At 61.2% G+C, this 19,486-nt stretch carries 12 protein-coding genes; 6 read left to right on the top strand and 6 right to left on the bottom strand.

What is annotated here, in order from left to right; all coding sequences use genetic code 11:
* Positions 1-80: 80 nt before the first annotated feature.
* Positions 81-2,669, top strand: coding sequence for an autotransporter family protein (locus AC1MDC_RS14845; RefSeq protein ID WP_480393244.1), 2,589 nt, complete (start codon positions 81-83; stop codon positions 2,667-2,669).
* A 323-nt stretch (positions 2,670-2,992) separates the two neighbouring features.
* Positions 2,993-4,063, top strand: a complete 1,071-nt coding sequence (locus AC1MDC_RS14840; protein WP_480393243.1) for an autotransporter outer membrane beta-barrel domain-containing protein — start codon at positions 2,993-2,995, stop codon at positions 4,061-4,063.
* Between the two features lie 97 nt (positions 4,064-4,160).
* Here the strand turns inward: AC1MDC_RS14840 and glgB are convergent, their stop codons facing one another.
* The 3 genes from glgB to AC1MDC_RS14825 form a co-directional block, all read right to left on the bottom strand.
* A complete protein-coding gene (gene glgB / locus AC1MDC_RS14835) occupies positions 4,161-6,401 on the bottom strand; it encodes a 1,4-alpha-glucan branching protein GlgB (RefSeq protein WP_085700692.1) in 2,241 nt (746 codons plus the stop codon).
* A gap of 2 nt (positions 6,402-6,403) precedes the next feature.
* Entirely contained in the window at positions 6,404-9,745 is a 3,342-nt protein-coding gene (gene treS, locus AC1MDC_RS14830; RefSeq protein ID WP_480393242.1) for a maltose alpha-D-glucosyltransferase, read from the bottom strand.
* A gap of 167 nt (positions 9,746-9,912) precedes the next feature.
* Positions 9,913-11,910 carry an alpha-1,4-glucan--maltose-1-phosphate maltosyltransferase gene (locus AC1MDC_RS14825; RefSeq protein ID WP_480393241.1) on the bottom strand — a complete coding sequence of 666 codons (1,998 nt, stop codon included), beginning with the start codon at positions 11,908-11,910 and terminating at the stop codon, positions 9,913-9,915.
* 218 nt (positions 11,911-12,128) lie between these two features.
* Here AC1MDC_RS14825 and AC1MDC_RS14820 point away from each other — a divergent pair, with 218 nt between their 5' ends.
* Complete coding sequence (locus tag AC1MDC_RS14820) at positions 12,129-12,287, top strand: hypothetical protein (protein ID WP_007952133.1); 159 nt, start codon at positions 12,129-12,131, stop codon at positions 12,285-12,287.
* On the opposite strand, the gene AC1MDC_RS14815 is transcribed toward AC1MDC_RS14820, so the two are convergent.
* Positions 12,288-12,824 (bottom strand): MgtC/SapB family protein, encoded by a 537-nt coding sequence (locus tag AC1MDC_RS14815; RefSeq protein WP_085700696.1) that lies wholly within the window; start codon positions 12,822-12,824, stop codon positions 12,288-12,290.
* 122 nt (positions 12,825-12,946) lie between these two features.
* Here AC1MDC_RS14815 and AC1MDC_RS14810 point away from each other — a divergent pair, with 122 nt between their 5' ends.
* From AC1MDC_RS14810 to mapR, 3 genes are all read left to right on the top strand, one after another.
* A complete protein-coding gene (locus AC1MDC_RS14810) occupies positions 12,947-13,195 on the top strand; it encodes a DUF3203 family protein (RefSeq protein ID WP_480393240.1) in 249 nt (82 codons plus the stop codon).
* Between the two features lie 195 nt (positions 13,196-13,390).
* Complete coding sequence (gene ccoG, locus AC1MDC_RS14805) at positions 13,391-14,821, top strand: cytochrome c oxidase accessory protein CcoG (RefSeq protein WP_480393239.1); 1,431 nt, start codon at positions 13,391-13,393, stop codon at positions 14,819-14,821.
* Positions 14,822-14,953: 132 nt separating this feature from the next.
* Positions 14,954-16,363, top strand: coding sequence for a GntR family transcriptional regulator MpaR (gene mapR / locus AC1MDC_RS14800; RefSeq protein ID WP_039772397.1), 1,410 nt, complete (start codon positions 14,954-14,956; stop codon positions 16,361-16,363).
* A 130-nt stretch (positions 16,364-16,493) separates the two neighbouring features.
* Here the strand turns inward: mapR and AC1MDC_RS14795 are convergent, their stop codons facing one another.
* Both AC1MDC_RS14795 and AC1MDC_RS14790 read right to left on the bottom strand, forming a co-directional pair.
* Positions 16,494-17,240, bottom strand: a complete 747-nt coding sequence (locus AC1MDC_RS14795; RefSeq protein ID WP_085700699.1) for an SDR family oxidoreductase — start codon at positions 17,238-17,240, stop codon at positions 16,494-16,496.
* Positions 17,241-17,325: 85 nt separating this feature from the next.
* On the bottom strand, positions 17,326-19,407 hold the full coding sequence (locus AC1MDC_RS14790) for a putative bifunctional diguanylate cyclase/phosphodiesterase (RefSeq protein WP_085700700.1): 2,082 nt from the start codon (positions 19,405-19,407) through the stop codon (positions 17,326-17,328).
* Positions 19,408-19,486: the final 79 nt, after the last annotated feature.

Here is a 19,486-nt window from a genome sequence, read left to right as displayed (position 1 = left end):
TCTGACAGTAGGCAGCTCATCATGCTCTTGTTAGGTTGAAACCGTTGCGCCGAACACCGGCGCCAATGCGTGGTGACCTTATGAACGCCTGCGGCACTTTCCTTGCCCGCCATCATTTGCTGGCCTTTTCAATCTGGCTGCTACTGGACTCCCCGGAGTCGGCGCTGGCCCAGTGCGCCTTCAGCCCGACAGCGGGTGACGATCAATACACCTGTGACAGTCCTGGCAGCGCGCCTCTTTCCGATCTGTCGGGCAACAACAGCTTGAGTTTTCCCGCCAATGGCACCGGCAATATTCCCGGCAACGTCACGTTCGGCGCCGGGGCTGATCGCGTGCTCATGCAGTCCGGGACAATTACCGGCGATCTCGATATGGGCAACGGCGCCAATGTGTTGCAGATCGACGGCGGCGTTATCGCAGGTGAGGTTCATCAGCGCAACGCTGTCGACACGTTCATCATGCACGCGGGCACTATCGGCTCACTGGCACAAGGCGATGGCTTCGACAGTTTCCAGATGACCGGTGGCACTATCACCGGGGCCTTTGAGGACGGCGACTTTGCGCAAATGAGCGGGGGCACGATCGGACGCGTCGACATGAAGCTCGATAAAAACGTCTTCGAATTATCCGGTGGGCGGATCATCAATAATCTGGTGACAGGTTTCGACGATGACACGATTCGGATCTCCGGCGGGCTGATAGGCGGCAATCTGAGTGTCAGTGGCGGCAATGACGCCATCACGATCACTGGCGGAGAAATTGTCGGTGAAATTCGCGCCAGTACCGGTGAAGACCGTTTGCTGTGGGACGGCGGCGGCATTGTCCGATCGGCGATTCTTATGGGTGGCGGCAATGACAACGCCACGCTGCGCAACCTTGATGACAGCGTGCTGGCACTGACGCCGAACCTTGATGGCGGTGCAGGCAACGATGTGCTGACGTTCGACAATACTCGCACTGCGCTGCCGGCGCGTTTCAGCAATTGGGAAACGGTGAACCTGAACAACGCCTCGCAGCTGGACCTGGGCTCGGGCGCCTTGCTGCTCGGCGACACTGTCAGCGGCACCGGTGCGCTGAACGTGGACGCCGGCAGCAGCGTGTTTTCCACCCAGGGCGCGGTGTCGCCCGCCGTGGCCGGACAAGCGGTGACTTTCAACAACGCCGGCATCATCGACCTGACCCACAACAATAGCCGCACCAATGACACGCTGACGATCAACGGCAACTACGTCGGCAATAGCGGGCAACTGTTATTGCAAAGCGTACTCGACGGCGACGGCGCACCCAGTGACAGACTGGTGGTCAACAACGGCAGTTTGAGCGGCGCAACCGCCATCACGGTGAGCAACCTCGGCGGGCCGGGCGGACTGACGCTGGAAAACGGCATTCAACTGGTGCAGGCCCAAGGCACTGCCGTGAGCAACAATTCCGCCTTTGTCCTCAACGGTCCGATTTCGGCGGGGGCCTATGACTACTATCTGTTCAAGGGTGGTGTCACCGCCGGCACCGAAAACAGCTGGTATTTGCGCTCCGCTGTGGTCGCCCCTCAAGTGCTGAGCGTGCCCAATCCCGACCCGACACTGCCGCCGATTCTGGTGCCGGTAGTGCCTGTGCCGGTGGCGGCCGCGATCATTCCGGCATCCGGGCAACCGGATCTGTCATTGGCCGTTCAGCCGGTGCTTCCCGTCGCCGTGGCAGGTAAAGCGCCGATTCCGATCTATCGTCCGGAAGTCCCCACCTGGTCGGTCCTGCCACCCGCGGCCGCCCAATTGACCCTCAGCGCACTTGGCACTTTCCACGACCGTCAGGGCGAGCAACGTCTGTTAAGCGAAACGGGAGCTTTCAGCGCCGGTTGGGGCCGGGTCTACGGCAAGAACCTCGACCAGACCTGGGCCGGCACCGTCACGCCACGACTGGACGGTTCACTCAATGGGTTTCAGGTCGGCAACGATTTGTACAGCTCACAGACCTCGGGCGGGCGAACCCAACGCCTCGGCCTGTTCGTCGGCCATAGCCGGATCAGGGGCGATGTGGACGGCTTCAACGAAGGCTTCGAACACAACAGCGCGGGCAAGATCAAACTGGAGGGCGACAGCTATGGCCTGTACTGGACGCTGACCGATCCGCACGGCGGGTACATCGACACGGTAGTGATGGGCACGCGTTTCGACGGCGACAGCCGCTCCGACCGTGGGCTGAAACTGGATAATCGCGGCCACGCCCTGACGCTCTCGGCAGAAACCGGTTACCCGTTCGCCCTGAACGACACTTGGGTGATCGAGCCGCAAGCGCAGGTGATCCACCAAAAGATCTCGCTCGACAGTCAAAACGATGGCATCTCGCGGGTATCGTTCGATTCCGACAGTGCATGGACCGGTCGCCTCGGTGCCCGGCTCAAAGGGCGTTATCAGCTCAACGGACTACCATTGGAGCCATACCTTCGGGCCAATCTGTGGCACACGTTTTCCGGCACCGATTCGGTGACATTCGACGGCACCACGACCATCGACAGTGATCAGAAATCGTCGACGGCGGATGTCGGTCTCGGCGTCGTACTGACCCTCGACCGCGCCGTGAGTATCTACGCCAGCACCGACTACAGCAGCAATATTGACAGTAACGACCTGCGTGGCCTGGCGGCAAATATGGGTATTCGCATCAGTTGGTAAGTCGATAGCAGGCTAAGCAAGCGCTCTGTTTCGCGGCTCGAAGCGTGTTTTCCCCAGCAAACAACAACTTAGATATGTGCATGAAAACAAACGCTTGCAATCTCTGATTCAGCCATACCACTCATCGTCCATTTTCTTGACGCATGGGCTCCGGTCTTCTTAGCTGTACCTTACTACCCCCGGAAGTACTACTCGGGGCGAACCTCAGGTCATTCGTCAAAACGGGCGGCCACGGGTTCGCCACGCTCCATTCGGTCGCCCCTCGTTCGGGGTAGGAGAGACGCCAAGGCGAGATACCACATGCGCTAGCAAGGTAGAACTCCATGAAAACCTCACTCACCTCACAAGAGATCAAAGTCACGTTCTGCACTGTTTCAAGTTCTATCTTGCTGTGCTCGTCCATGGAGGCGCAGGCGGGACCTGCGACGGACGAGGCCACGCCCTGGTATCGCCAGAACATCCCCGTCATGACCCTCCCCGCCACGATCGTGACCCCGGGCCCGCAACGCCTGAGCCCGCAACCGGATCTGCGCGGCGCCGACCTGATCACCGAAGACCTTGCGCCCTCCGCCTGGGATCAACTCTACGGCCAGACGTCCCGCCAGGCACAAACCGACGTCCTCAGCCCGGGCTTCGCCACGCCCGGCACCGGTGACTTCAAAGGCCCGGCCGTACTGACCCTGAAAAGCAGCAGCGGCCATACCCAGCAGGTCGGCCTGATCGGCGGGATCAACCGGATCCAGGCCAATGGCAACGGCCTGATCACCAGCCGCGCCCTCGCCGACCCGACCACCGACACCCTCAACCTGCAAGGCCAGAGCCTGGGCGCTTACTACAGTTTGATCGGCCCACAGGGCTGGCACGTCGATCTGTCAGCCAGTGGCGGCCGGGTCAGCGGGTTCAGCCGAAACGAGCAAGGCGCACGCCTGGCCACCGAAGGCAGCGCGATGACCTTGTCGGTGGAAGGCGGATTCCCGATCGGCCTAAGTGAAAACTGGGTGGTTGAACCGCAGGCGCAATTGATCAACCAGCGCATCACCCTGGACACGCCCTATACCGGTTCGGGCAAGGCGTCTTCCAGTGATATTTCGTCGTGGAGCGGCCGGGTCGGTGCGCGTTTGAAAGGTAGCTACGACCTGAACGGTCTGCCGGTCGAACCCTACGTGCGCACGAACTTGTGGCACACGGTGTACACCGGCAATACGGTGACGCTGGATCAGGTGGACAAGATCAGCAGCAGCCGAAAATCCTCGACCGTGGAACTCGGCCTGGGGCTGGTGGCGAAAATGACGCCGACGGTGAGCCTGTACGTCAGCGCCGATTACAGCAGCGATGTCGACGACAACGACCTGAACGGGTTGATTGGTAGCCTGGGAATCCGGATGCGCTGGTGAGCTCTTCTATTGACCGTTCCCACGTCGAGGCGTCGAACCGTCCGCGTGGGAACGATCAGTAATCCGCGAGGGAGCGATCTCGCGTGGAGGCGTCCCGTTACTCGCTTGGGCCCTCGGGCTTAAGGATCAACACCGCCAATGGCGGCAGGTTCAGTTCCAGCGACAACGCCTGCCCATGGCTCGCGACCTCATCGGTGAACGCCCCGCCGCCGTTGCCATAATTGGAACCGGCGTAGGTGTCGGCGTCACTGTTGAGCAATTCCTTCCAGCGCCCGGCAAACGGCACGCCCACGCGGTACGACTGGCGCGGCACCGGGGTGAAGTTGGCCACCACCAGCACCGGCGTGCCGTCCTTGCTCCAGCGCAACCACGCGTAAACGCTGTTGATCGCATCGTCACCGATCAACCACTGAAAGCCTTGCGGCGCATCGTCCTGCTCGTGCAGCGCCGGCTCTTCCCGGTAGAGCCGGTTGAGGTCGCCGACCAGTTTCTGCACGCCTTTGTGCTCCGAATATTGCAGCAGATACCAGTCCAGCTGCTGGTCGTGATTCCACTCGCGCCACTGGCCGAACTCGCAACCCATGAACAGCAGTTTCTTGCCCGGATGGGTCCACATGAAGCTCAGGTAGGCGCGCAGGTTGGCGAATTTCTGCCAGCGGTCGCCGGGCATCTTGTCGATCAGCGAATGCTTGCCGTGCACCACTTCGTCGTGGGAAATCGGCAGGATGAAACGCTCGGACCAGGCGTACACCAGGCCAAAGCTCAGCTCGTTGTGGTGATGGGCGCGGTATACCGGGTCCTGCTGAATGTAGTGCAGCGAATCGTGCATCCAGCCCATGTTCCATTTGTAGGCGAAACCGAGCCCGCCCTGCTGGGTACTCTGGCTGACACCCGGCCACGCCGTGGACTCCTCGGCGATCACCAGCGCGCCCGGAGCTTCCAGCGCCACCACGTCGTTCAAATGGCGAAGAAAATCGATGGCTTCCAGATTCTCGCGACCGCCATGGCGATTGGGCACCCACTCCCCCGCCTTGCGCGAATAGTCGCGATAGAGCATCGACGCCACCGCATCGACCCGCAGACCGTCAATGTGGAAATGCTTCAACCAGTGCAGCGCCGAGGCCAACATGTAACCGTGCACTTCGGTGCGACCGAGGTTATAGATCAGCGTGTCCCAGTCCTGGTGGAAGCCTTCCAGCGGGTTGCCATATTCGTACAGCGCGGTGCCGTCGAACTGCGCCATACCGTGAGCATCGGTCGGGAAATGTGCCGGCACCCAGTCGAGAATCACCCCGATACCGGCCTGATGGCAGGCGTTGACGAACGCCGCGAACTCGTCCGGCGTACCGTAACGGGCGCTCGGGGCGAACTGCGACAGCAACTGATAACCCCAGGAACCGCCGAACGGGTGCTCCATGATCGGCATCAGTTCAATGTGGGTGAAACCCAGTTCCTTCACGTAGGGAATCAGTCGCTCGGCCAGCTCCGGCCAGGTGTACTGACGCGCCACTTCGCCGAGATCGTCGAGTTCGCATTGCCAGGATCCGGCATGCAGCTCATAGATCGACAGCGGCGCATTGTGCTGCTGGCGCTCGCGACGGCCAGTCATCCAGTCCTGATCCTGCCAGTCGATCTGCAGCGGCGAGGCGACTTTCGACGCAGTGTCCGGCGGCAGACTGGTGGCCAGCGCCATCGGGTCGGCCTTCAACGGCAGGATGCCGTGAGGCCCGAGGATTTCGTACTTGTACAGCTCCCCCGCTTGCAGGCGCGGAATGAACAACTCCCACACGCCGGACGGATGACGCAAGCGCATCGGGTGCCGGCGCCCGTCCCAGACGTTGAAGTCGCCGACCACCGATACCCGTCGGGCATTCGGTGCCCACACGGCAAAGCGCACACCGTCGACGCCATCGACGGTTTTCAGCTGCGCACCGAGGCAACTGCTGAGGTCGCGATGGTTGCCTTCGGCGAACAGATACAAGTCCATTTCACCGAGCAACTGGCCAAAGCTGTAGGGATCTTCCGCGACCTGCTCACCGCCGGCCCAACGGGTACGCAACAGGTAGGGCCGCGCGTCCTCGAAATGGCCGACGAACAGCCCCGGTGTTTCGGTAGCCTCCAGCGGGCCACGCTCTTCGCCACTGTGTTTGTCCAGTACCGAAACGCTTAACGCGCCGGGCAGATACGCCCGGATGAATTGCCCGCCGGCACCATCGCCGTGGGGGCCAAGAATGGAAAACGGGTCGTGATGTTCTGCACGCACCAGGGCATCGATGTCCTTCGCCCTGGGCAGCAATCGTTCGTTAACGTGACCCTGTTCCTTGTTCGAGAAACTCATGACTACTCTCCACCAAGATCGGAAAAGGGTTTGAGCCCCGTCAATAACCCATACAGACCGTGCAGCGGCACGGGCAGCCAGGTGGGGCGATTTTCGGCTTCATAGGCCACTTCGTAGGCCGCTTTCTCCAGACCGAACAACGCCAGTGCGGCGTTGGCACCTTCAGGATCTTGCCAGGCATGATCAAGACTAGCTGCCGCTTGGCGATATGCCTGGAGAAATGCTTCCCGGGCTTCACGCAGGTAACGCTCCGTGACCCGCCGACGCGCGGCTTCGGCCTCGGGGCTGTTGTCGACGTTGTGCACATTCAGCGCCATGGCGGCCGCGTAATCGAAGGAGCGCAGCACACCACTGACGTCCTTGTACGGACTGTGCTTGCCTCGGCGTTCGGCCAGTGGCCGCGACGGTTCGCCTTCGAAGTCGATCAGGTACGCGTCGCCCTTGATCACCAGCACTTGCCCCAAATGCAGGTCGCCGTGCACACGAATGCGCAAGCCGCCGGCAGATTGCTTCGCCAGTTCCTGCACGTGGGCAAGAATGGTTTTCTTGTTGTCGAGCAACCGGGCAACGAGCTTCTGATCCGCCCCGTCGAGTTCGCCCTGATGCTGTTTGAGCAGCTGCAACGCACGCTCGACCTGAGCTCCGACATCCTTGCCGGTCGCCTGTGCATCCTTGGCCGAACTGAGTTGCGGTGCGAAGTCCTGGTTGTCGCTTGGCGCCGCCAGCACCTGATGCATTTCCCCCAGACGCTGGCCGAGCATGCCGGCGAAATCCTTCAGTTCACCCAAGGCGTTGTAATGCTGCGCCTGCTCGGACACGGCATCCGCCAGCTCATCGCGCAGCGCCCGTTCGAGGTTGTTCTGCGTCCATTCCCAGGCATCGCCCTGATTGCTCAAATAGCCTTGCGCAATCATCAGCAGGTTGTCTTCACCATCGGCGCCGCGGCGAATCACCGAACCGAGCAGCGGGGAGATATTGGCAAATCCGGCATCGGTCAGGTAAGCGCTCATCTCCAGTTCCGGGTGTACGCCGGACGCGACTTTGCGGATCAGCTTCAGTACCAGACTGCCGCCGATCACCACCGAACTGTTGGATTGCTCGGCGGACAGATAGCGCACTTCGGATTCCGCGCCCAGGCCGAGTTTTTCCAGTTGCGGCGTCGCTTCGAAACGGATCTCGCCATCGCTGGATTCCAGCACCGTGCCGCTCTGCATGCCTTGCAGAACCGCGCGAATAAACGCTTCAAGGCTGAAGGCGTCAGTGATCAACCCGACCTGACGCACTCGGCGCACTCGCGCCAAGGCCAGTTGCTGCGGCAACGCCGGCCCGACCTGATCTTCCGAAATGAACCCGAAAGGCAGCTGATAACGGCTGGTCTGCCCGTCACTGTGCACTTCGATTTCGCTGAGCAACACCGGATGCTGTGCGTCGCCGAAACGCACGCCGTAGGCCAGTTTCACCTGGTCGATGGCGGCATCCTTGCCGGCGAACCAGCGGCGGTTTTGCAGCCAGTTCGGCAAGATGCCCTGTTCGAGGGTGGCGCGGGACGGCGCCTCCAGCAGTTCCTCCATGCGTTTTTTCAGCACCAGCGTGGTGAAGTCCGGCAGGCTCTGCGCGGGCTCGACGTGCCAGCTCGGCATCTGGTTTTCCGCCGCCAGGCCAAACCAGTAGAAGCCATAAGGCGCCAGGGTCAGCAAAAAGTTGAGCTGGCCGATGGGCGGAAATGCGTTACCGCCCAGCATTTCCACCGGCACCATGCCGACGTAGGCCGACAAGTCCAGTTCCACCGCTTGCGCGCTGCGCGACACGTTGGCCACGCACAGGATAATTTCATGCTTGCCGTCCGGCCCGGTGTATTCGCGGGTGTAGGCCAGGACGCGACGATTGGCCGGCGAGAGCATTTTCAGCGTGCCGCGACCGAACGCCTTGGACTGCTTGCGAACGGCCAGCAGACGCCGGGTCCAGTTCAGCAACGAGTGCGGATCGCCGGCCTGGGTTTCGACGTTGACCGACTGGTAACCGTATTGCGGGTCCATGATCGGCGGCAGCACCAGGCTGGCCGGATCGGCGCGGGAGAAGCCGCCATTGCGGTCGATCGACCATTGCATCGGCGTGCGCACGCCGTCGCGATCGCCCAGATAGATGTTGTCGCCCATGCCGATTTCATCGCCGTAATACAGGGTCGGCGTGCCGGGCATCGACAGCAGCAGGCTGTTGAGCAGCTCGATGCGACGACGGTCGCGCTCCATCAGCGGCGCCAGACGCCGGCGAATGCCGAGGTTGATCCGCGCACGGCGGTCGGCGGCGTAGTAGTTCCAGAGGTAGTCGCGTTCCTTGTCGGTGACCATCTCCAGCGTCAGTTCATCGTGGTTGCGCAGGAAGATCGCCCATTGGCAGTTGGCCGGGATTTCCGGAGTCTGGCGCAGGATGTCGGTGATCGGAAAGCGATCTTCCTGGGCCAGCGCCATGTACATGCGCGGCATCAGCGGGAAGTGAAACGCCATGTGGCATTCATCGCCATTCACGCCCTCGGCGTCGGTATCACCGAAGTACAGCTGGGTATCTTCCGGCCATTGATTGGCCTCGGCCAGCAGCATGCGATCCGGATAATTTGCGTCGATTTCGGCGCGGATCTGCTTGAGGACGTCGTGGGTTTCCGGGAGGTTTTCGTTGTTGGTGCCGTCACGTTCGATCAGGTACGGAATCGCGTCCAGGCGCAGGCCGTCGATGCCCATGTCCAGCCAGTAACGCATCACCGAGAGCACGGCTTTCATGACTTGCGGGTTGTCGAAGTTCAGGTCGGGCTGGTGCGAATAGAAACGGTGCCAGAAGTACTGGCCGGCGACCGGGTCCCAGGTCCAGTTGGACTTTTCGGTGTCGAGAAAAATAATCCGCGTGCCATCGTACTTCTGGTCGTCATCCGACCACACATAGAAGTCGCGCGCCGCCGATCCGGGCTTGGCCTTGCGCGCCCGCTGGAACCATGGGTGCTGATCGGAGGTGTGGTTGATGACCAGCTCGGTAATCACCCGCAAGCCACGCTTGTGTGCCTCGGCAATGAACCGTTTGGCATCGGCCATCGTCCCGTAATCGCTGTGCACGCCACGGTATTCGGCAATGTCGTAACCGTCGTCACGGCGTGGCGAGGGATAGAACGGCAACAGCCAGATGGTGTTGACGCCGAGTTCGGCGATGTAATCGAGTTTGGCGATCAGGCCGGGAAAGTCGCCGATTCCGTCGTTATTGGAGTCGAAAAAGGATTTGACGTGAACTTGATAGATGACCGCGTCCTTGTACCAGAGCGGGTCCTTGATGAAGGTGGCTGCCTTGGGTTTCTTCGCCATGTGAAACTCCTGTTGAATTCATTGAAGCCGAAGCTGCTACTGATCGTTCCCACGCTCTGCGTGGGAATGCCGCCTTGGACGCTCTGCGTCCACCGCTGGGACGCGGAGCGTCCCGGGATGCATTCCCACGCGGACGGTTCGACGCCTCGACGTGGGAACGATCATCATCAGGAAGAAGTAATGCGCCAGATTCCGAACGGTTGATACGCCGGGTCGATCCGCATGAACTGGTATTTGCCGTACCAGTCCCAGCGATGGCCGTTCATCAGGTCTTCGCCGTGGGTGGTGGCATCGTCCGGCAGGCCCATTTCCCACAGCGGCAACTCGAAATTCGCTTCCTGAACGTTATGCGGATCGAGGCTGACGGCCACCAGAATGAAGTTGCTGCCGTCCGCGCTGCGCTTGCCGAAATACAGAATGTTGTCGTTCCAGGCGTTGTAGATCTTCAGGCCCAGATGGCTGTGCAACGCCGGGTTCTGGCGGCGGATGCGGTTGAGCTGGGCGATCTCGGCAATGATGTTGCCGGGCTGGTTGAAGTCGCGGACGCGGAGCTCGTACTTCTCGGAATCGAGGTATTCCTCCTTGCCGGGCACCGGCGCCGATTCACACAGCTCAAACCCCGAATACATGCCCCACAGACCTGAGCCCATGGTCGCCAGCGCCGCGCGAATCAAAAATCCGGGACGCCCCGATTCATGCAGGAACGCCGGGTTGATGTCCGGGGTGTTGACGAAGAAGTTCGGCCGGTAGCACTCGCGCCACGGCGATTCATTGAGTTCGCTGAAGTAGGTCGCCAGTTCGGTCTTGGTGTTGCGCCAGGTGAAATAGGTGTAGCTCTGGGTGTAACCGACCTTGCCCAGCCGCGCCATCATCGCCGGGGTGGTGAAGGCTTCAGCGAGGAAGATCACTTCCGGGTACAGCGTGCGCACATCGGCGATCAACCATTGCCAGAACGGCAGCGGTTTGGTGTGCGGGTTGTCCACGCGAAAGATCTTCACGCCCTCCTGCACCCAGCCGACCACGATGTCGCGCAACTCGACCCACAGGCTCGGAATCGCTTCCGGCGCATAAAAGTCGACGTTGACGATGTCCTGATATTTCTTTGGCGGGTTCTCCGCGTATTTGATCGTGCCGTCCGGCCGCCAGTTGAACCAGCCCGGATGCTGTTTGAGCCACGGGTGATCCTGGGAACACTGGATGGCGAAATCGAGGGCGATCTCCAGACCATGGTCAGCGGCAGCAGCCACCAGCCGACGGAAGTCTTCGCGGGTACCGAGTTGCGAGTGAATCGCTTCGTGGCCGCCCTCCTCGCTGCCGATCGCATACGGGCTGCCGGGATCATCCGGGCCGGCGGTCAGGGAATTGTTGCGGCCCTTGCGATGACTGCGGCCAATCGGGTGGATCGGCGTGAAGTACAGCACGTCGAAGCCCATGTCCTGAATCATCGGCAACCGCGAATGCACGTCATTGAAAGTGCCGTGGCGAGCGGGATCGTCGGTGATCGAGCGGGGAAACAGTTCATACCAACTGGCGAATTCCGCCAGTTCGCGCTCGACGTCCACCGGAAATTCCGGGCTGAGGCTCAAGTAGGCGCGATGATCGGCCTCGGCCATCAGTTGCGCACTGCGCGAGTGCAGAAACAACGCGACCTGCTCGGTTTCGAGCAGGCCGGACAATTCGTGGTGCAGGCCGGCCAGCTGTTCGCTGAGCTGCCCTTCGCTGCGCTCGGCGGCCTGCTGCACCATGTTCCGCCCCTCTTGCAACTCGAGACTGACCGGGACGGCGGCGGTGTGTTTTTTCTCCAGTTCGTACTGAAAACTGGCGAACTGGTCGATCCACGCTTCGATCAGGAACAGATAACGGCCCATGCGCTGCGGCTGAAACACACCGCGCCAGCCGTTATTGCCCTGATCGCTCATGACTTCGGTCTGCCAGGTCTCATCGCCCTCTTCGCGCCAGCGGATGCGCACTGCGAGTTTGTCGTGACCGTCGGCGAACACCTTGCTGGTGACCACGATCTCGCGACCGGCGATCGCCTTGACGGCAAACTGTCCACCGTCGAGGGTCGGTGCGGTGTTTTCAATGACGATGCGCGGCAGCAACAGCGCCTGCGACAGCGGGATGTGCGGGTTGTAGCTCAGTTCGGAGGGTTTTTCAGCAGTCATTGAGCATCTCTCCTTAACGCCCCAAGGACGCTCGTTTGCCTGTTTGGCGGTCACGGCCGGGCCTGCGCCCGGTGATGAAATCTCTCAGGTTCCGAGCGGCCATCGCCGGGAAAAGTTCACAGGGATTTGCCCCGCCACAAAATCGGATCGATTTCGCAGTGCAGTGGTCAATCCACTTAAGCACTTCCTACGCCAAGTGCCACACGGAGGTTTACCCGATGACTATTCCGATTCCGGCCGAAACACCTGACCCGAATATCGACAAACCGGTCCTGCCCGAGACCGAACCGCAACCAATCCCCGAACAGGAACCCCCTGGCACCACGCCACCGCCCAAGGAGGAACCGCCGACGACCATGCCGCCGGTGATTGTCTGATCAGCGAGGATCGCTGTGATCCTTCTCGATGCGGTCCTTATCCGGCTGATCCTTCTCGAACACGCTGACGATCCGCGGCATGACACTGAAGATCCCCAGCGCCAGCAACGTACTGAACACCGCCGTCGCCTCGCGGCCCAACCCGGCCGCGACGCCGATGGCGGCGGTCATCCACAAACCCGCGGCGGTGGTCAGACCCTTGACGTGGCCTTCGTCGCCTTCGTGATTCTTCAGGATGGTCCCGGCGCCGAGAAAGCCGATGCCGGCGATTACCCCTTGCACCACCCGACTCATGGCATCGGCCTGAGACCCGGACAATTGCGGCACCAGCACAAACAACGCCGCGCCGAGGGCCACCAGCATGTGCGTTCGCACCCCGGCGGCCTTGCCTTTGTGCTCGCGCTCGAACCCGAGAATCCCGCCCAATAGCGCCGCCATGAGCAGGCGCACGGTGATCCGCGTCAGCTGCGATGCATCGCCGATGTCGGCGAATTCCGCTTGCAGGGTTTCCCACACTTCATGCCACCAGGCGTTCATCCTGCAGTCCTTGTAAAGAGGCGATAAAAGGTGGACAGCAGCGACCATTAATCGGTTGCGTAGAACGATCGGCGCAGCGTAGGCCCTAACCCTTCAGATCCCCTGTGAAAAAGGACTGGCCCATGCCCCTGCGTATCGATGACAGCAATCCGGAATCGAAAGTATGTTTTTTCACCGTTGAAAATGGTGAGGAAATCCGGATCTGCGACACCCTGGAAGTCAGGACAGATAGCGAAAAATCCATGTCGTTCGTCGAAGTGTACGGCCGGCGCATCTACGTCACCGAAGCCGAAGCGGATGCATTGACCGTTGCAGGTGCCAGCGATGGACGCAAACACCTGAAGGCCGACGACAGTGATTCGGTGATTTGACTGACCTCGATCAACGACCGGCGCAGACGTCTGGGATAGGCATCTGCGCCCTGGCCGGCGTGCTGCTTCAAGTTGTCGCAGGCATGCCTGAAAAAGCCATCTGATACGCTTTTTATTGAAATACCTGAGTCTGTTATGCAAACAGATCGGCGCTCATAGTTCCCCGGCCTGATGGAGGCTGATGAGCGAACGACCATGAGCGAACGAATCCCCGTCCGAACCGTAGAAGCATCTCCCCAGATAAAAACAGTACCGGCGCGCCCAATGAAGGCGAAGCACGCCACCAGCGATAACCAGATTTTCACCCGCAGCTTCACCGGCCTGTTCCGCACCTTGCGCATGAGCGGTGCGGGATTTCTGTTCCTGCTGTTCTTCGGCACCGTATGGCTGAACTGGGGCGGTCGTCAGGCAGTGCTCTGGGACCTTTCCGAAAGCAAATTCCACATCTTTGGCGCAACCTTCTGGCCACAGGATTTCATTCTGCTGTCGGCGCTGCTGATCATCGCCGCGTTCGGCCTGTTCGCCATTACTGTGTTCGCCGGCCGGGTCTGGTGTGGTTACACCTGCCCGCAGAGTTCGTGGACATGGATCTTCATGTGGTGCGAAAAAATCACCGAAGGCGAACGCAACCAGCGCATCAAGCTGCAAGCAGCGCCCTGGAGCCTGAACAAACTCGCCCGGCGCGCGGCCAAGCACACGTTGTGGCTGGCGATCAGTGTGCTGACCGGCCTGACCTTTGTCGGCTATTTCACCCCGATCCGGCCACTGGCCGAAGAATTGCTGACCCTGCGGATCGGCGGCGTAAGCCTGTTCTGGGTGCTGTTCTTCACCGCCGCCACCTACATCAATGCCGGCTGGCTGCGCGAAGCGGTATGCATGCACATGTGCCCGTATGCGCGGTTTCAGAGCGTGATGTTCGACAAGGACACTCTGGCGATTTCCTACGACGCCGCCCGAGGCGAAAACCGCGGCCCGCGCAAACGCGACGTGAAACCCGCCGAAACCGGGCTCGGCGATTGCATCGATTGCCAGTTGTGCGTACAGGTCTGCCCGACCGGCATCGACATCCGCGACGGCCTGCAAATGGAATGCATCGGCTGCGCGGCGTGCATCGACGCCTGCGATTCGATCATGGACAAGATGAATTACGCCCGTGGCTTGATCCGCTATACCTCCGAACGCGAATTGCAGGGCGGCAAGACGCATCTGCTGCGTCCGCGACTGATCGGCTACGTTGCAGTACTGGTCGTGATGATCGGCGCACTCGCCCTGGCATTGGTCGAACGGCCAATGGTGTCGCTGGACGTGACCAAGGACCGTGGCCTGTTCCGCGAGAATGGTCAGGGGCAGATCGAAAACATCTACACACTAAAGGTCATCAACAAGACCCAGCAGCGCCAGGACTACAACCTGAGCCTGGTGGACGGTGACGGCTTCCAGCTGCAAGGCAAGACCCAACTGAGCCTGGCGCCGGGCGAGATTGTCGATGTGCCGGTGTCGGTGGCGATGACTGCCGAACGTGCGGCCAGCAGCTCGCAGACCTTGAGCTTCAGGATTGCCGACAGTGATGAGCCCGAGATTTATAGCGTGGCGAAGAGCCGGTTTGTTGCGCCGATGAATCGCTGATCCCTTAGACTGCGGCGCGGCCATTCGCGAGCAAGCTCGCTCCCACAGAGGAATACGGTCAACTGTGGGAGCGAGCTTGCTCGCGAATGAAGGCGACACGGTCTTCCAGAAAGAAATCAATCCGGACCCAAGATGAAACGCTACGAAAAATTCGCCGACGACATCGCTGAACTGATCCGCTCCGGCGTCCTCGGCCCCGGCCAGCGGGTGCCGTCGGTGCGCTACGCAAGTCAGACCTACGGCGTCAGTCCGTCCACCGTGTTCCAGGCCTATTACCTGCTGGAACGCCGCGGCCTGATCCGTGCCCGCCCGCGTTCCGGCTACTTCGTCAACACCCACGCCCCGAGCCCGTTCTCGGAGCCGGTGATCAGCAGCCAGGTCAACGAATCCACCAAGGTCGACGTCAGCGAACTGGTGTTCTCGGTGCTTGAGTCGATCAAGGACCCCAGCACCGTGCCGTTCGGCTCGGCGTTCCCCAGCCCGACCCTGTTCCCGCTGCAGCGCCTGTCCCGTTCACTGGCCAGTGCTGCGCGGGAAATGGACCCGCGCATGGTGGTCACCGACATGTCGCCGGGTAATCCGCAATTGCGTCGGCAGATTGCCCTGCGCTACATGGTCGGCGGCCTGATGCTGCCGATGGAAGAACTGCTGATCACCAACGGCGCCCTCGAAGCGCTGAACCTGTGCCTGCAAGCGGTCACCGAACCCGGCGATCTGGTGGCCATCGAAGCCCCGGCGTTTTATGCCAGCCTGCAAGTGCTGGAGCGGCTGAAACTCAAAGCCGTGGAAATCCCCGTGCACCCGCGCGACGGCATCGACCTCGGCGTGCTCGCCCAAACGCTGGAGCGGCACCCGATCAAGGCCTGCTGGTGCATGACCAGTTTCCAGAACCCGATGGGCGCAACCATGCCCGAAGCCAAGAAACAGGAACTGGTGGAGCTGTTGAAGCAGCATCAGGTGCCACTGATCGAAGACGACGTCTACGCCGAACTCTATTACGGCCAGCAGGCGCCGAAACCGGCCAAGGCCTTCGACACTGAAGGTCTGGTGATGCATTGCGGCTCGTTCGCCAAGAGCCTGGCTCCCGGCTACCGCATCGGCTGGGTCGCCGCCGGGCGCTACGCACAGAAAATCGAACGACTGAAACTGATGACCTCGCTATGCGCCTCGATGCCCGCGCAAGCGGCTATCGCCGACTACCTGCAACACGGCGGCTACGACCGCCACCTGCGCAAACTGCGCTACGCCCTGGAAGAGCAGCAAAGCGCGATGCTCGCGGCCATTGCTCGCTACTTCCCGGCGCAGACGCGCGTGAGCCAACCGGCTGGCGGCTACTTCCTGTGGCTGGAACTGCCACCGCAGATGGATTCGTTGAAGTTGTTTCAGATGGCATTGGCGCAGGGGATCAGCATCGCGCCGGGGCCGATATTTTCGCCGACTCAGCGCTTTCGCAATTGCATTCGATTGAACTACGGCAGCCCGTGGACCGAGGATGCGGAGAAGGCGATGGAGACGCTGGGACGGATTGTGCGGTCGTTTTGAGTTACCGGTGATCGTTCCCACTCTCTGCGTGGGAATGCCTCAAGGGACGCTCCGCGTTCCAGCTCTGGAAGGGACGCGGAGCGTCCCGGGCTACATTCCCACGCAGAGCGTGGGAACGATCGGTAGGGTTTTAGCGCCCGCCGCCGAGGTCGACAAAGGTCCCGGTGGCATACGAAGCCTTGTCCGACAGCAACCACACAATCGCTTCCGCCACTTCATCCGGCCGCCCGCCCCGCGCCATCGGAATCGCCGACTCCAGCTTGCTGACCCGATCCGGGTCGCCGCTCAAGGCGTGGAAATCGGTATAGATGTAGCCCGGACGCACCGCATTCACCCGAATCCCCTCGCCCGCCACTTCTTTGGACAGGCCGATGGTGAACGTATCCAGCGCACCTTTGGACGCTGCGTAATCGACGTATTCGTTAGGCGAACCCAGCCGGGCGGCGACCGAGGAGACGTTGACGATGCTGCCGCCCTGCCCGCCGTGTTTGGGCGACATGCGCAGGATGGCGTGCTTGGCGCAGAGGATCGGCGCCAGCACATTGGTTTTCATGATTTTGAGGATGCGGAATTCGGACATTTCGTCGACCCGGGACTTGTGTCCCACGGTGCCGGCATTGTTCACCAGGGCGGTGACGCGGCCCAGTTCGCTGTCGACCCTGTTGAACAGCGCGACCACTTCGTCTTCGATACTGACATCGGCGCGCACGGCGATGGCCGTGGCGCCGCGCTCGCGCACCTGGTCGAGCACCTGGTGAGCCGCCTGTTCGTCCGTCTGGTAATTGATGCAGATCCGATAGCCTTGCTCGGCAGCCAACAACGCAGTGGCGGCGCCGATTCCACGACCGCCGCCAGTGATCACAATGACTTTATCCATGCTGGCCTTTCCCCCGATGCACACGTAACAGTCGGGGCAAGAATAACCGCCATTGCCGGCTTTTGCATGACCTGCGATTAGCGGCTCAACTCACCGCCAATTGTTTGCCGCGCACGATGTCCTGCAGGAAGCGATCGGCCGGCATCGGGTGACCGAGCAGATAACCTTGCAGCGAATCGCAGCCCAGTTGCGTCAGGAAGTCCTGTTGCGAATCGGTTTCTACACCTTCAGCAACGATGCGCAGGCCCAGCGCCTGACCGAGGGCGACGATCGCCGAAACGATGGCCGCGTCATCACTGTCGTGCTCCAGATCGCGGACGAAACCGCGATCAATCTTCAGCTCATTGGCCGGCAAACGCTTGAGGTACATCAGGCTTGAATAACCGGTGCCAAAGTCGTCGATGGACAGGTCGACGCCCATATCGGCCAGCTCCTGCAACACCGTCATGCTCGCGTCGGCGTCGCTCATGGCAGTGGTTTCGGTGATTTCCAGGGTCAGGCTGTTGGCCGGCAAATGATGAGTGGCCAAGGCCTTGGCCACGCTGCGCACCAGCCCTGAGTGGCAGAACTGCAAAGCCGACAGGTTCACCGCGATCCGCCAGTCGGTGTAGCCCAGCACGTACCACTCGCGCATCTGCCGGCAGGCTTCGTTGAGCACCCATTCGCCAATCGGAATGATCAGCCCGGTCTTCTCTGCCAGATCGATGAACTTGTCCGGCATCAGCATGCCGTGGGTCGGATGTTCCCAGCGCAACAGCGCCTCGGCACCGACCGGACGACCGTCTGCCGCATGGAATTTGGGTTGGTAATGCAGGCTGAACTCGCCGTGTTCCAGTGCAGCGCGCAAATCCTGCAGCAGTTGCAGTTGCTTGCGCGCGTTGCTGTTCATCGAGGCGTCGAAGAAGCTGTAACCGTTCTTGCCGCCGCCCTTGGCGTGGTACATCGCGGCGTCGGCGTTCATCAGCAGTTCCTGGGCGTTCTGGCCGTTGCCCGGGTACAGCGCGATGCCGACGCTGGCGGAAATCTGCAGGTCATGTTCGGCGACCCGGAACGATTGCGCGATCAGGCCGACCTGACGGGCCGCCAGCCCCAGCGCATCGTTGGGTTCGGTCAGGCGCACCAGCAGGACAAATTCATCGCCGCCGATCCGCGCCAGGGTATCCAGGCTGCGCAAGTCTTCACGCAGACGCACTGCCACTTCGCGCAGCAACTGGTCGCCCATGTGGTGGCCAAAAGCGTCGTTGACCGGTTTGAAGCCGTCCAGATCGATGAACATCAAAGCAAAGCAACCGCCCTGCTCGTTGACCTTTTTCATCGCCTGATTGATCCGGTCATCCAGCAGCATGCGGTTGGGCAGGCCGGTCAGGGTGTCGTGCAGCGCCAGTTGGGTGAGTTCGCGGTTGGCCACGGTCAACGAATGGGCCAGATCGGCGGTGCGGGCTTCAAGGCGGGCGTCGAGAATCGAAGTCAGCAGCGCGATGGCCAGCACCGCCAGCGTGGTGATCAACACCAGATTGTCGAGGCCGTTGCCGTTCAGGCCGCTGAGTGCCGCACCGCAGAAACTGCCGTCAGGAAACCGCGCCGCTGCCATGCCGGTGTAATGCATGCCGACAATCGCCACGCCCATGACAATCGCCGCCCCGGCACGGAACAGTCGCACGTAAGGCGAATGCTGACGCAGACGAAAGGCGATCCACAGCGCTGCGGCCGACGCACCGACCGCGATCAGCAACGAGGCGCCGAACAGCGTCGGATCGTAGTCGATGCCCGGTTGCATGCGCATCGCGGCCATACCGGTGTAATGCATGGCGCTGATGCCGGCGCCCATGATCAGCGCACCAAAGGCCAGTTGCCAGGCCGGCAGTTTCGGCTGGCTGACCAGCCACAGGGCGAATCCGCAGGACAGCACGGCGATCAGCAATGAAAGCGCCGTGATCGAAATGTCGTAACCGAGACTGATCGGCAGCTTGAACGCCAGCATGCCAATGAAGTGCATCGACCAGACGCCGATGCCCATGGCAAACGCCCCGCCGGCCGTCCATAAATGCACGGCGCGGCCCTTGGCAGTGGCAATGCGCCCGGTGAGATCGAGCGCGGTATAGGAAGCAAGGATCGCCACACACAGCGAAATGAAAACCAGCGTGAAGGAATAGCTACCGATGAGCATGAAAATTCTCGTGACCACCCCGCTGTACTGCGTCCGTTCTCGGCGGGGCCAAATGCGCCGATTGTACTGATTGCGTAAA

The sequence above is a fragment of the Pseudomonas sp. 1 genome (assembly GCF_056626735.1).
This window is presented reverse-complemented; position numbering and strand designations above follow the sequence as displayed.